The 12,463-nt window shown below is 72.4% G+C and carries 17 protein-coding genes and 1 tRNA gene; 11 read left to right on the top strand and 7 right to left on the bottom strand.

Going from position 1 to position 12,463, the window contains the following annotated elements; genetic code table 11:
- Positions 1-4 precede the first annotated feature (4 nt).
- Together GRQ65_RS02215 and GRQ65_RS02210 are read left to right on the top strand one after the other, a co-directional pair.
- On the top strand, positions 5-658 hold the full coding sequence (locus GRQ65_RS02215) for a 1-acyl-sn-glycerol-3-phosphate acyltransferase (RefSeq protein WP_160874660.1): 654 nt from the start codon (positions 5-7) through the stop codon (positions 656-658).
- A 336-nt stretch (positions 659-994) separates the two neighbouring features.
- Positions 995-1,132, top strand: a complete 138-nt coding sequence (locus GRQ65_RS02210) for a hypothetical protein (RefSeq protein WP_160874658.1) — start codon at positions 995-997, stop codon at positions 1,130-1,132.
- 86 nt (positions 1,133-1,218) lie between these two features.
- On the opposite strand, the gene GRQ65_RS02205 is transcribed toward GRQ65_RS02210, so the two are convergent.
- The 4 genes from GRQ65_RS02205 to bcp all read right to left on the bottom strand — a co-directional run bounded on the left by GRQ65_RS02205 (position 1,219) and on the right by bcp (position 3,800).
- A complete protein-coding gene (locus GRQ65_RS02205) occupies positions 1,219-2,538 on the bottom strand; it encodes a glycoside hydrolase family protein (protein WP_160874656.1) in 1,320 nt (439 codons plus the stop codon).
- 153 nt (positions 2,539-2,691) lie between these two features.
- Entirely contained in the window at positions 2,692-3,051 is a 360-nt protein-coding gene (locus GRQ65_RS02200; RefSeq protein WP_160874654.1) for a hypothetical protein, read from the bottom strand.
- A 149-nt stretch (positions 3,052-3,200) separates the two neighbouring features.
- A tRNA-Leu gene (locus GRQ65_RS02195) sits at positions 3,201-3,282 on the bottom strand.
- A gap of 23 nt (positions 3,283-3,305) precedes the next feature.
- Entirely contained in the window at positions 3,306-3,800 is a 495-nt protein-coding gene (gene bcp, locus GRQ65_RS02190) for a thioredoxin-dependent thiol peroxidase (protein ID WP_160874652.1), read from the bottom strand.
- A gap of 113 nt (positions 3,801-3,913) precedes the next feature.
- Between bcp and GRQ65_RS22055 the strand changes: the two genes are divergently transcribed.
- The 6 genes from GRQ65_RS22055 to GRQ65_RS02165 are packed head-to-tail and all read left to right on the top strand — an operon-like array spanning position 3,914 to position 6,999.
- Entirely contained in the window at positions 3,914-4,606 is a 693-nt protein-coding gene (locus GRQ65_RS22055) for an energy-coupling factor ABC transporter permease (RefSeq protein WP_337191431.1), read from the top strand.
- Positions 4,603-4,944: a PDGLE domain-containing protein gene (locus GRQ65_RS22050; protein ID WP_337191430.1), complete on the top strand. Its 342-nt coding sequence runs from the start codon at positions 4,603-4,605 to the stop codon at positions 4,942-4,944. Before GRQ65_RS22055 ends, GRQ65_RS22050 begins: the two co-directional genes overlap by 4 nt.
- Positions 4,944-5,615 (top strand): cobalt ECF transporter T component CbiQ, encoded by a 672-nt coding sequence (gene cbiQ, locus GRQ65_RS02180; RefSeq protein WP_160874650.1) that lies wholly within the window; start codon positions 4,944-4,946, stop codon positions 5,613-5,615. The genes GRQ65_RS22050 and cbiQ overlap by 1 nt, the downstream gene beginning before the upstream one ends.
- Entirely contained in the window at positions 5,612-6,364 is a 753-nt protein-coding gene (locus tag GRQ65_RS02175) for an ATP-binding cassette domain-containing protein (protein ID WP_160874648.1), read from the top strand. Before cbiQ ends, GRQ65_RS02175 begins: the two co-directional genes overlap by 4 nt.
- A gap of 12 nt (positions 6,365-6,376) precedes the next feature.
- Positions 6,377-6,649: a DUF3618 domain-containing protein gene (locus tag GRQ65_RS02170; RefSeq protein WP_160874646.1), complete on the top strand. Its 273-nt coding sequence runs from the start codon at positions 6,377-6,379 to the stop codon at positions 6,647-6,649.
- Between the two features lie 44 nt (positions 6,650-6,693).
- Positions 6,694-6,999, top strand: a complete 306-nt coding sequence (locus GRQ65_RS02165) for a GroES family chaperonin (RefSeq protein WP_160874962.1) — start codon at positions 6,694-6,696, stop codon at positions 6,997-6,999.
- 116 nt (positions 7,000-7,115) lie between these two features.
- On the opposite strand, the gene GRQ65_RS02160 is transcribed toward GRQ65_RS02165, so the two are convergent.
- The 3 genes from GRQ65_RS02160 to GRQ65_RS02150 are packed head-to-tail and all read right to left on the bottom strand — an operon-like array spanning position 7,116 to position 9,624.
- Complete coding sequence (locus GRQ65_RS02160) at positions 7,116-7,538, bottom strand: PPOX class F420-dependent oxidoreductase (RefSeq protein WP_160874644.1); 423 nt, start codon at positions 7,536-7,538, stop codon at positions 7,116-7,118.
- Between the two features lie 34 nt (positions 7,539-7,572).
- On the bottom strand, positions 7,573-8,175 hold the full coding sequence (locus GRQ65_RS23705; protein WP_160874642.1) for a sortase domain-containing protein: 603 nt from the start codon (positions 8,173-8,175) through the stop codon (positions 7,573-7,575).
- 30 nt (positions 8,176-8,205) lie between these two features.
- Positions 8,206-9,624: an MFS transporter gene (locus GRQ65_RS02150; protein ID WP_337191429.1), complete on the bottom strand. Its 1,419-nt coding sequence runs from the start codon at positions 9,622-9,624 to the stop codon at positions 8,206-8,208.
- Positions 9,625-9,802: 178 nt separating this feature from the next.
- Between GRQ65_RS02150 and modA the strand changes: the two genes are divergently transcribed.
- The 3 genes from modA to GRQ65_RS02135 are packed head-to-tail and all read left to right on the top strand — an operon-like array spanning position 9,803 to position 12,442.
- Positions 9,803-10,597 (top strand): molybdate ABC transporter substrate-binding protein, encoded by a 795-nt coding sequence (modA, locus tag GRQ65_RS02145; RefSeq protein WP_160874638.1) that lies wholly within the window; start codon positions 9,803-9,805, stop codon positions 10,595-10,597.
- 28 nt (positions 10,598-10,625) lie between these two features.
- On the top strand, positions 10,626-11,390 hold the full coding sequence (locus tag GRQ65_RS02140) for an ABC transporter permease (RefSeq protein ID WP_337191428.1): 765 nt from the start codon (positions 10,626-10,628) through the stop codon (positions 11,388-11,390).
- Positions 11,387-12,442, top strand: coding sequence for an ATP-binding cassette domain-containing protein (locus tag GRQ65_RS02135; RefSeq protein ID WP_160874634.1), 1,056 nt, complete (start codon positions 11,387-11,389; stop codon positions 12,440-12,442). Before GRQ65_RS02140 ends, GRQ65_RS02135 begins: the two co-directional genes overlap by 4 nt.
- The last annotated feature ends 21 nt before the right edge of the window (positions 12,443-12,463 follow it).

Below are 12,463 nucleotides of genomic sequence, written 5' to 3'. Positions count from 1 at the left end.
GGCCGTGGCCCGTCCGTTCGCCGTACGACGAGCCTTCGCCCGCTTGGCCCTGCGCGTCGTGCGCTGGCGCACCGTCGGGGAGGTGCCGCAGCGCGGCATCCTCGTCGGGGCTCCGCACACGTCCAACTGGGACTGGGTGCTGACGGTGCTGCTCGCCTGGGACAGCCGCATCCACCTGCGGCTGCTCGTCAAGGAGTCGTTCTTCCGGGGCCCGCTGGCGCCGTTCATGCGCTGGACGGGCGCGGTCGCGCTCGACCGGGCCAACCCCGGCGCGACGATCCGGCAGCTGCTCGAGGACGCCGAGTCCGACGGGTCGTTCCTGCTCGGCATCGCCGCCGAGGGCACCCGCAGCAAGGGGGAGTACTGGAAGTCCGGCTTCCACCGCATCGCCCGGCAGACCGGCATCCCGATCACGCTGGCCTTCCTCGACGCGCCGTCGCGCACCGTGGGCTGGGGCCCGACGTTCCCCGCGAGCGAGGACGTGCGCGCCGACATGGACCGCATCCGCGCGTTCTACGCCGACAAGCGCGGCATCAAGCCCGACCAGGCCACGGTGCCGCGGCTGCGCGAGGAGGACCGTGCCGACCCGGAGGTCGACGGGGGTGCCGGAGGGGGGACTCGAACTCCGATGGACCCGGGTGCACCGGACAGCATGTAGGTGCCTACGGGGCGCCGAGGCCACCGCCTCACGCCGGTGGACGGGTGTCTTAAACGTCTGGATGTGCGCAGGTACATCGGCGGCGGTATCACGCCAGGTGTCACTCAGGTGTCGGCGCCGGGCGGGACGGTGGTTCGCATGAGGGGCGACCACGATGACCGCACACCTTCTCGGCGTCAAGCACCGGGCGCATTGCCGTTCGCCCTCGGTCGGGCCGACTGCCCGCCTCGTCGCCCGGCCGCTGCTCCAGCTGATCCGCCCCTGCGATGGGGACTTCGAGCTCGGCGTCCGCGCCGGGTCAGCCGAAGAGCGCGCGTGCGCTGGGGCGGTGTCACGGTGTACGCAGCCGACCGGCTCGCCACCGAGGTGCCGCGGATGTCGACCTGGGACGTCTGGGTAGACAGCTTCTGGGCCCACGCCCAGTGCGACACCCATGACGCCTCCACCCTTCTCCGCATCACCACCGGCGAGTGAACCAGCGCGAGACTGACGCGCAGAAGCGCCCCCATCCCTCCACCCAGAGGAACGGGGACGCCCTGTGCTGCGGACGAGCTGGGGGGTCAGCCCGTGATGTTGACGTTTTGGCACCCGAACCAGGTGTTGTCGCCGCTGCCGATGTTGATGGCGGCGATGCACACCTGCACCGTTCCCCTCAGCGAGGTGGGAACGATGGAGTCGAAGCCGTGCAGACCAGTCGTGCCCTGGGACGAGTTGACGTCGGGGCGGTCGACGGCGGTGGGGCCGAGGTTGGTCCCCTCCTGCCCGCTGCCGTCGGTCCTTGAGATGTAGACGTGGGTCTGCAGCGAGGCGCTGCGGTCGTTGGGGTCGAAGCTCCAGCCGGCGACGTGGACGCCGCCGCCGTAGGCCTCCACCAGAGGAACAGGGCCGATCGGGTTGACGGCGTAGCGGCGGTACTGATTGGGACCGGTGACCGTGGCCGGGTAGCCAGCACGCGTCCCGACGGTGGCTCCGGCGACGACCAAGTGACCCGGCGCGCTGGGGGTGTTCGTGAGGACTCGGCCGGCCGCGTTCTTGAGGAGCGCCTGGCCCTCACCGGGGGTGCCGGCGCCGGCCGGCATCGGCAACGTCTCACGACCGATGTAGTTGAAGGAGGTGTCGAACATCGCGAGGCCGACCTCGTTGTTCCCGTTCGGCACGGTGAACACGAAGCGGTTGTTCTGCAGGTCGAAAGTGAGGTGAGCTGACCAGCCACCGATCAGTCCGGGGTTGATGCGTGCGACCTCGGTGCGGGTGTTCGCGAAGGACGGGTCCGGGGAGCGGAGAACGACGATGGAGTTGCGCTCATAGGGTTCGATCTGGTTGGTGAACGCCATGTACCACTGGCCGTCGGAACCTTGCGCGACGCTGGTCTGCCCGCGGCCGTACTGTCCGGCGGTGAGGCCGGTGTACCGGCCGAGCAGGTTGCGGCTGATCTTGGTGTAGGTGCCGTCGATCGTGGGAGAGGAGGCGACGCCTGCTCCGGTGCTCCCGTTCGGGGTGTTGGAGTAGTGCAGGTACCAGGTGCCGTTGTCGCCGCGCACGACTGAGGGGTCACAGGTGTGGGTCTCGCCGCCCTCGGGCTGCAGGACGGTCTTGAACGCAGCGCCGTTGAGCCCAGCGAGAGTGGTGGCCGACTTCACCTGGATGTAGTCGCCGCTCTTGCCGACGCAGGCGAAGTAGTAGTACTTGTTGCCGAAATAGATCAGGTCGGGTGCATAGACGTAGGTCGAGTTGTTGGCGTCGACCTGGCCGCCGTCGACGACGTTCGATGCGTAAAAGCCGGATGCGCTTGCGGCTTGGGCTGGCGCGACCGGCTGGAGCGCCGTGAGGCCGACTACTGCGAGCGCTGCGGCTGCGAGTCGGCGAGACCAACGGATCATGGGTTCCCTCCCGAGAGACACGGCGTTCGCCGTGAGGTGGACGAGCGGCCCCACCATTGCATCGGCTGACCCGAGGGCGCAAAGGTTGATCTGTCAGCTGGAGTCGGCGGTCGAAGTGGCCTCTTCCCCCTCGACCAACGTGCCAGGTTGCCGTCATGGTTCCTTGGCAAGGAGTAGTCCGAGCAGATCCATCAGGGCCCCACGACGAGCGTCCGCCCGCGGGTCGTCGACCTCGACCCCGTCGAACAGCTCCGCCAGTGGCGCAGGCAGCGCACCTCGATCAGCCTCGACCTGGGCCGCGACGTCGCCCTCGTCCTCGGCACCATCGGCAGCGCCCACCTGCATCCCGAACGATTCTCCCGAGGGTCCACGCGACACCTCGACCGGTGCCGCCACGAGCTCGGCGAAGCCGCGCCGCCGGCGATCCGCGTCCACGACACCAGGCGCAGCGACGCCACGCTGCTGCTGCGGGCCGGCTAGCCCGTGCAGGTCGTGAAGGAGCAGCTGGGGCATACCGCGACATTCGCGGCGTTGCTGCGGGACGGAGCTGCGTCGTGAAGTGCGATCGAGCGGGGGTGCCGCGTCAGTATCACGGGGTGCCGGAGCCGCGCCTCCCGGCCATCGTCGAACTTCTGACCTGCGTCGGAGCCGCAGGGTCTGAGTGCCGGAGGGGGGACTCGAACCCCCACGCCCTGAGGCACAGGAACCTAAATCCTGCGTGTCTGCCAGTTCCACCACTCCGGCCGGAGTGCGCCCACGCTAGGGCATCACGCCAGGCCGAGGTCCTTGCGGAGCTTGGCGACGTGGCCGGTGGCCTTGACGTTGTACTGCGCGAGCTCGACGGTGCCGTCGGGAGCGATGACGAAGGTGGAGCGGATGACGCCCTGCACCTCCTTGCCGTAGAGCTTCTTGGTCCCGAACGCGCCGTACGCCGCGAGGACGGCCTTGTCGGGGTCCGAGAGCAGCGGGATGGTCAGTGAGTCGCGCTCGCGGAACTTCGCGAGCTTCTCCGGCTTGTCCGGCGAGATCCCGACGACGGTGTAGCCGGAGGCGGCGAGCGAGTCGAGCGAGTCGGTGAAGTCGCAGGCCTGCTTGGTGCAGCCCGGCGTCATCGCCGCGGGGTAGAAGTAGACGATCACGCGCTGGCTGTCGGCGAGGAGGTCGCGCAGCGCGACCGTCGAGCCGTCGTCGGCGGGCAGCGAGAAGTCGGGCGCGGTGTCGCCGGGGGTGAGCCGGGTCTGCTCGGAGGGGGCGTCGGTCATGGCGGGCTCCTGTCCGCCTCGCAGTTGCAAGGGAGTTGCAAGAGCGTAGGCTGAGCGAGTTCGAGAGAAGCGGTCCCCACGGTAGGGGACCACCGAGGCAGGAGGCACCCAGGGTGCACGTCCCCGACGGATTCCTGGACGCGCCGACCTCGGTCGGCACCGGCGTGGTCGCGGTCGCGGCCGTGGCGGTCGCACTGCGCGGCGCCCGACGCGAGCTCGACGACCGCACGGCCCCGCTGGCCGGGCTGGTCGCGGCGTTCGTCTTCGCCGTCCAGATGCTCAACTTCCCCGTCGCCTCCGGCACGAGCGGGCACCTGATGGGCGGGGCCCTCGCGGCCGTGCTCGTCGGGCCCTACACGGCGGTGCTGTGCACCAGCACGGTGTTCATCGTGCAGGCGCTGCTCTTCGCCGACGGTGGCATCACCGCGCTCGGCACCAACATCGTGCTGATGGGCCTCACCACGACGCTCGTCGGCTGGGCGGTCTTCCGGGCCCTGCAGACGGTCCTGCCCAAGCGGCTCTCGAGCGTCGCGCCCGCCGCCGGCGTAGCGGCGTTCGTCTCCGTGCCCGTCGCGGCGCTGCTCTTCGTGGCGCTCTACGCGATCGGCGGCACCGCCGACCTCTCGCTCAGCACGCTCGCCACCGCCATGGTCGGCGTGCACGTGCTCATCGGCATCGGCGAGGGCGTCATCACCGCCCTGGCCGTCGCCAGCATCGTCGCGGTGCGACCCGACCTGGTGTACGGCGCGCGGCGGGTGATGGCGGTCCGCGAGCTCGAGGTCCGCACCACCGGAGCGGCCGCGTGACGCGCGTGGCCCGCCGGCGCGTCAGCACCGGCGTCCTGGCCGCCGGGGTGCTGCTCGTCGCAGTCGTGCTCGCCGGCGTCGTCAGCTTCTACGCCGACAGCGACCCCGACGGCCTGACCAAGGTCTCGCAGGACCAGGGGTTCGCCCAGACCGAGACCGAGCACGCGACCAGCGACGGGCCCTTCGCCGGCTACTCCGCTGACTTCGTGGGCGACGACCGCCTGTCCGGCGGACTCGCCGGGGTCGTGGGCGTCGTCGTCGTGCTGGCCCTGGCCGGCGGGCTGGCGTTCGTCGTACGCCGCCGCGGGCGCGCGGACGAGACGGTCGACTCCGCCTGATGGGCGGTCCGCACGGCCACTCGCTGCACTTCCACGCCCACTCGCCACTGCACCGGGCCCCCGCCCACCTCAAGATCCTGGCGCTGCTGGGGTTCGTGCTCGTGGTGGTGGCGACGCCGCGCGAGTGGTACTGGGCCTACGCCGGCTACCTCGCCGTCATCGTCGGGGTCGTCGCGGTCTCCCGGGTGCCGGTGGGCTACCTGCTCAAGCGGATGGTCGTCGAGGTGCCGTTCGTGGCCTTCGCGGTGCTCATCCCTTTCGTCGCGCACGGCCCCCGTGTCGAGGTGCTCGGACTCTCGCTGAGCGAGTCGGGGCTGCTGTCGGCGTGGGGGCTGCTCGCCAAGGGCACGCTCGGTGTGCTCGCCAGCCTCACGCTGGCGGCCACCACCGAGGCCCAGGACCTCCTGCGCGGGCTGGAGCGGCTGCGGATGCCCGACCTGCTCGTGCAGATCATGGGCTTCATGGTCCGCTACCTCGAGGTCGTCACCGGCGAGCTGCAGCGGATGAGGGTCGCCCGCGCCTCGCGCGGCTTCGACGCCCGCAACCCGCGGCACTGGCCGGTGCTGGCCCGCAGCGCCGGCGCGCTGTTCATCCGCTCCTACGAGCGCGGCGAGCGGGTGCACCTGGCGATGCTGAGCCGGGGCTACACCGGACGGCTGCCCCGCTCGTGACCACTCCCGTGCTCGACGTCCAGGGGCTGGCCTTCGCCTACCCCGACGGTCACCAGGCGCTCTTCGGCGTCGACCTGCACGTCCACCGCGGCGAGCGCGTGGCCATGCTCGGCCCCAACGGCGCCGGCAAGACCACGCTGGTGCTCCACCTCAACGGCATCCTCACCGGCGGTCGCGGATCGGTCTCGGTGAGCGGCCTGCCGGTGACCCCGGCCAACGTGCCCGAGATCCGGCGTCGCGTGGGCATCGTCTTCCAGGACCCCGACGACCAGCTCTTCATGGGCACCGTGCGCGCCGACGTCGCCTTCGGCCCGGCCAACCTCGGCCTGCGCGGCGCCGAGCTCGACGCCCGCGTCCAGCACGCGCTCGAGCAGGTCGGGATGGCGGAGTACGCCGATCGCCCGCCGCACCACCTGTCCTTCGGTCAGCGGCGCCGGGTCGCGGTCGCGACCGTGCTGGCGATGGAGCCCGAGATCCTCGTCCTCGACGAGCCGTCGTCCAACCTCGACCCGGCCAGCCGTCGCGAGCTGGCCGACATCCTCCGCTCGCTCGACGTGACCGTGCTGATGGTGACCCACGACCTGCCCTACGCACTCGAGCTGTGCCCGCGCTCGGTGGTGCTCAGCGGGGGCACGATCGTGGCCGACGGGTCGACGTACGACGTGCTCACCGACGACGCCCTGATGAGCGCCCACCGCCTCGAGCTGCCGTTCGGGTTCGACCCGCGCAGCCTGCCGCGGAGCAGTTGATAGCCTCCCCAGGTGGCCAAGCGGACCGAAGACCCGGCGGATCGCCCGCCCTCCCAGCTCGAGCGCGAGATCGAGGAGACGCGCGAGCGGTTGGCGGGCACGATCGACGAGCTGCTGTTCCGCGCGCACCCCAAGACGATCGTCGGTCGGGAGGTCGCCGGGGTGAAGGCGTTCTTCGTCGACCACGCCACGGGCGAGCCGCGCACCGAGAACATCCTCAAGGTCGTCGGCGGGGTCGCTGCCTTCGTGGCGGTGCTCGTCGTCATCCGCCGCACCACCCGCTGAGCGACCTGCTGAGTCACCCGGTGAGCGACAAGACCCCCATCCGCATGCTGCACGACCGCGTGCTCGTCGAGGTGGACCGCGAGGCGGGCGAACGCCGTTCGACCGGCGGCATCGTCATCCCGGCGACCGCCGCGATGGGCGCCCGCCGGCTCGCCTGGTCGCGCGTCGTCGCCGTCGGCCCCCACGCCCGCAGCGTCGAGACCGGTGACCGCGTGCTCTTCGACCCCGAGGACAAGTCCGAGGTCGAGGTCCACGGCGAGACCTACGTCGTCATGCGCGAGCGCGACGTCCACGCCGTCGCCACCGACCGACTAGGCGGCACCGGCGAGTCGACGGGGTTGTACCTGTAGTCCTCGCGTGCATCTGAGGTGGTTTCGAGACAGGACTTCGTCCTTCCTCAACCACCGGGACCACCGGTGGTTGAGGAAGTCGCGCTAGCGACTGTCTCGAAACCAGCTGGGTCCGCTCAGTCCTTCAGCGCGCCGTAGGCCCGGGTGGGGGAGAGGCGTACGACGAGGCGCCGGTCGCGCACCATCGCGGCGCGGTAGTCGTCCCAGTCGTCGTGCTCGCCGTTGAGCGAGCGGTAGAGACCGACGAGCTCGTCGACCGTCGCGTCGTCGGGTGCGGCGGCCTCGGCCGACAGCGTGACGTCACCCTCGAGGACGGCGTAGCCCCAGAAGTCCTCGCCGTTGACGTGCAGGGCCGCCCACGGGGTGCGCCGCAGGTTGGCGGCCTTGGCCCGGTCGCCGGTGGTCGAGACCCGCACGAGACCGTCGTCGCCGACGGCGTGCAGGACGTTGGACAGCTGCGGTCGTCCGTCGGAGCGCAGCGTCACCAGGATCGACTCGTGCCGCGCCCGCGCGGCGCTCAGGGCCTTCTCGACGTCCATCTCGGGCCGGTACCCCCGACCGGAGTAGGTGGGCTCAGCCCTCCGGCTGCCCCAGCGGGGCGGCGGTGACGACGACACTGCGCTGGTAGCGCGAGCCGTCCCACTGCTCGGTGGAGATCGCGACGAGGCCGCCGTCGCCGGCGTCCTGGTCGAAGAGCCGGACGGAGGCGCGCTGCAGCCGATCGGGGCCGAGGGTGCGCACGGAGGTGACCTCGTAGCGCATCGTGCCCGCGCGGGTCGCGACATCGAGGTGGTCGCCCTCGGTGAGGTCGGCGAGGGCGGTGAGACCGCCCGCCTCGGCGCTCGCGTGCGCGGTCAGCACGGTCTGGCCCTGGGCGGCCCCTGGCTCGGCGCTGTCCTGCCACCACGTCACCAGGGGCGTGTCGTCGGGCGGGGTGGCCAGGGTCGAGACGGGGTCGCGGTCGGAGCCGAGCAGAGGCGCGGTGAGGCCCACGTCGGCCGCGCTCAGCTGCACGGGCTGGGCCGGCGTCAGCCCGGCGTACGACGGCCGGTCGTCGCCGCCCGAGCCCGGCCGCAGCTCGGGGAAGACGACCAGGACCAGCGCGACCAGCAGCCCCGCGAGGCAGAGTCCGGAGAAGGCTCGACCGACGTGGGACGCCGCGCTCCGGGTGGGCACGTCAGGGTCAACGGTGCAGCGGCGTCCGGGTCACGCGGGGACGCGAGCTCCGGGGGTGGCTCCGGGGACCAGTCCGAGCTCGCCGTCGGCGGCGTCGAGCAGCGGGCCGGGGTCGCGGCGCGGCGTGCGGGGGATGAGGACGGAGGCGAACGCCGCGAGGGCGGTGACGACCCCGAGCACGACGAAGCCGACGGTGTAGCCGACCTCCTCGGGGAAGCCGGTCGGTCCGACGTGGGCGGCGAGCACGCCGGCCATCGTGGCCGAGCCGATCGAGCCGCCGATCGTGCGGATGTTGTTGTTCATCCCCGACGCGACGCCGGTCTGCTCGGCCGGCACGGCGGAGACGACGACGGTCGCGAGGACGGAGAAGACCAGACCCGAGCCAAGGCCCTGCACCGTGGTGACGAGCACCAGCTGCCAGGCGTGGTCGTGGAGCAGCCCCATCCCGACGAACGACGCGCCGGTCACGACCAGCCCGACGGTGATGACGAGCCGGGCACCGACGACCTGCGCGAGGCGCCCGGCGAAGAAGCCGACGACGAACGACGCGACCGCCGACGGCAGCAGGATGTGGCCCGACTCGGTGATGGTGGCGCCGAGGCCGTAGCCCGCCTCGGGCGGCGTCTGCAGCAGCTGCGGCAGGAAGCCGAACGCGCCGAACATGCCGAAGCCGACGCAGCCCGCGACGACGTTGGCCGTCCACACGCCGCGCTGGCCCATCATCTTCATGTCGACCAGCGGGACCGCCGCCCGGCGCTCGACCTGCACCCACACGACGGCCAGCACGAGCGCGGCGACGGCGAGGGCGACGACGGGGACGGAGACCCAGCCCCACCGGTTGCCCTGGCTGATCGCCAGCAGCAGGCAGACGAGCCACGTGGCGAGCAGGGCCGCGGGCAGGACCGGCAGGCGGGCGCTGGTGCGCGTGGGCGACGGGGGTACGACGAGCAGCGCGGCCAGCGAGGTCGCGCCGGTCACGATGGCGGGCACCCAGAAGAGCCCGCGGATGCCGACGGCGTCGACCAGGGGCCCGGCGACGACGATGCCGACCCCGAACCCGACGGCCAGCAGCGAGGCGATGACGCTGATCGCCGTCGTCATCCGGCTTCCGAACTCGTCACGGATGATGCCGAAGCACAGCGGCATCACGCCGCCGCCGAGGCCCTGCAGGACGCGGGCGGCGATCAGCCAGCCGATGCTGGGCGCGAGCGCGGCGGCCAGGGAGCCGACCGCGAGTGCGCCGAGGCAGAAGACCAGCACCCGGTCCTTGCCGATCGCGTCGCCGAGGCGGCCCAGGAGGGGCGTCGCGACGGAGGCGGCGAGCAGGTAGCCGGTGAGCACCCAGGTGGCGGTGCTCTGGTCGGTGGCGAACTCGACCTGCAGCGTCGCCAGCACCGGGACGATGAGCGACTGCAGGAGGGAGAACGACGCGGCAGCCACGGCCAGCACGGCGAACGTGGCGCCGCGGTGGCCCCGCAGGCGGAGGAGGGCTGGGACGTGGGAGTAGGGGGACCGTTGCCCGTCATTTCGTTGCACAGTGCAACGATCTTCGCACGCTGTCGGGCCCTGGCTGGCATCGGTGGGTCTGCCTAGGTGTTGCCTAGGTGGAGTGTGGTTTCATGCGTCCATGACCCGCTTCCGCCGCTTCGGCTCGGTGACCGTCGCCGCCCTCCTCGTGCTCGCTGCCGCAGGCTGCGGGGACGACGGGGGAGACGCCGGCAGCGGTGGCGACGGCGGTGGGAACGGCGAGACGACGCTGACGGTCTTCGCGGCCGCCTCGCTCACCTCGACGTTCGAGCAGCTGGGCGAGGAGTTCGAGGCCGCCCACGACGGCGTCGACGTGCAGTTCAGCTTCGGCGGCTCTTCCGACCTGGTCTCGCAGCTGCAGGAGGGCGCGCCCGGCGACGTCTTCGCCTCGGCCGACACGGCCAACATGGACAAGCTCACCGCCGACGACCTGCAGGCCGGCGACCCGCAGGACTTCGCCACCAACACCCTCGAGATCGCCACTCCGCCCGACGACCCCGGTGGCGTCACGTCGTTCGCCGACCTCGCCGACCCCGACCTGAAGGTCGTGGTCTGCGCGCCCGAGGTGCCCTGCGGCGCGGCCACGGCGAAGATGGAGGAGGCCACGGGCGTCGACATCACGCCGGTGAGCGAGGAGCAGTCCGTCACCGACGTGCTGGGCAAGGTCACCTCCGGCGAGGCCGACGCCGGGCTCGTCTACGTCACCGACGTGACGGCCGCGGGCGACGACGTCACCGGCGTACCCTTCCCCGAGTCCGACCAGGTGGTGAACACCTACCCGATCGTCGCCCTGGAGGGCTCCGAGCACCGTGACCTCGCCCAGGAGTTCGTCGACCTCGTCCTCTCCCAGACCGGCCAGGACGTCCTCGCGAAGGCCGGGTTCGGCGCGCCCTGACCGACGCGCCAGGTCGTCGACGGTGGGCGTGCCCCGCTGGGTGTGGGTCCCGGCGGCGCTCGGCGCGGCGTTCGTGCTGCTGCCGCTGGTCGCGATCGTCGCCCGGGTCGACTGGGGCGACTTCGGCTCGCTGATCACCTCGGAGTCCTCGCGGGCGGCGTTCGCGCTGTCGCTGAAGACCTCGGCGGCGAGCACCCTGGCCTGCGTGGTGCTCGGGGTGCCGATGGCGGTGGTGCTGGCGCGCCACGAGTTCCCGGGGCTGGGGGTGCTCCGCTCGCTCGTGCTGCTCCCGCTCGTGCTGCCGCCGGTCGTCGGCGGGCTGGCGCTGCTCTACACCTTCGGCCGGCGCGGACTGCTCGGCTCCGAGCTCGACGCGCTCGGCGTGCAGGTGGCCTTCTCGACGCTCGCCGTCGTGATGGCGCAGACCTTCGTCGCGCTGCCGTTCCTCGTCGTCTCGCTGGAGGGTGCGCTGCGCACCGCGGGGGAGCGCTACGAGGTCGTCGCGGCCTCCCTCGGCGCCCGGCCCACGACCGTGCTGCGGCGCATCACGCTGCCGCTCGTGCTGCCCGGCCTGGCCTCCGGCGCGGTGCTCGCCTTCGCCCGGTCGCTGGGCGAGTTCGGGGCGACGATCACCTTCGCCGGCAGCCTGCAGGGCCGCACCCGCACGCTCCCGCTCGAGATCTACCTCCAGCGCGAGACCGACCCCGACGCCGCCGTGGCGCTCGCGCTCGTGCTGGTCGTAGTGGCGGTGCTGGTGATCGGGTTCGCGCGCACCGGGCGGGGGGCGCTGTGACGCTCGAGCTCTCGCTGCACGCCACGGAGCGCGACGTCGAGGTCGCGCTCGAGGTCGCCGACGGCGAGACGCTCGCGCTGCTCGGGCCCAACGGGTCGGGCAAGTCCACCGCGCTCGGCGTCGTCGCCGGGACGCTCGTGCCCGAGCGAGCACGGGTCGTGCTCGGCGGGCGGGTGCTCACCGACGTCGGCTCCGGCGCCCGGGGGACGCGGGTGGCCCCTCACGCCCGGCGTACGGCGCTGCTGGGGCAGGACGCGCTGCTGTTCCCGCACCTGAGCGCTCTCGACAACGTCGCCTTCGGTCCGCGCAGCACCGGCGCACGGCGCGCGTCGGCGCGGCGGACGGCGCAGCGGTGGCTGGACGAGGTCGGCGTCGGCGAGCTCGCCGAGCGCCGCCCGGCGCAGCTGTCGGGCGGTCAGGCGCAGCGGGTCGCCGTCGCCCGGGCGCTGGCCGCCGAGCCGGACCTGCTGCTGCTCGACGAGCCGATGGCCGCGCTCGACGTGGCGGTGCTGCCGGAGCTGCGCCGCACCCTGCGCCGGGTGCTGGCCGAGCGCACGACGATCGTGGTCACCCACGACCCGCTCGACGCGCTGATGCTGGCCGACCGCGTCGTCGTGCTCGAGCGCGGCCGGGTCGTCGAGCAGGGGGTGTCCCAGGAGGTGCTCTCGCGACCGCGAAGCGCCTTCGCGGCGCGCCTGGCCGGCCTCGACCTCGTCGTCGGCACGTGGCGCGACGGCGCGGTCGTCGACGCCGACGGTCGCGCCGTGCACGGCCGGGTGGTGGGGGAGCCGCCCGCCGAGGGTGCGGCCGCCGTGGCGACGTTCCGCCCCGGTGCGGTCGCGGTCTACCGCGAGGCCGTGGCCGGCAGCCCGCGCAACGCCTTCGACGTCGTCGTCACCGAGATCGAGCCCACCGCCGACCTGATCCGGGTGCACGCGGGCGCGCTGCACGCCGACGTGACCGTGCAGGCCGCCGCCGAGCTCGGGCTGGAGCCGGGACTGCGGGTGGTGCTCGTGGTCAAGGCGACCGAGGTCGCGGTCTACGCCCGGTAGGTCGCGCCGGTAGGTTGCGAG

This window comes from Nocardioides flavescens (assembly GCF_009823805.1).
GTDB classification, from domain to species: Bacteria; Actinomycetota; Actinomycetes; order Propionibacteriales; family Nocardioidaceae; genus Nocardioides; species Nocardioides flavescens.
The sequence above is the reverse complement of the archived record's forward strand: the minus strand, read 5'-3'. Positions and strand labels throughout refer to the sequence as shown.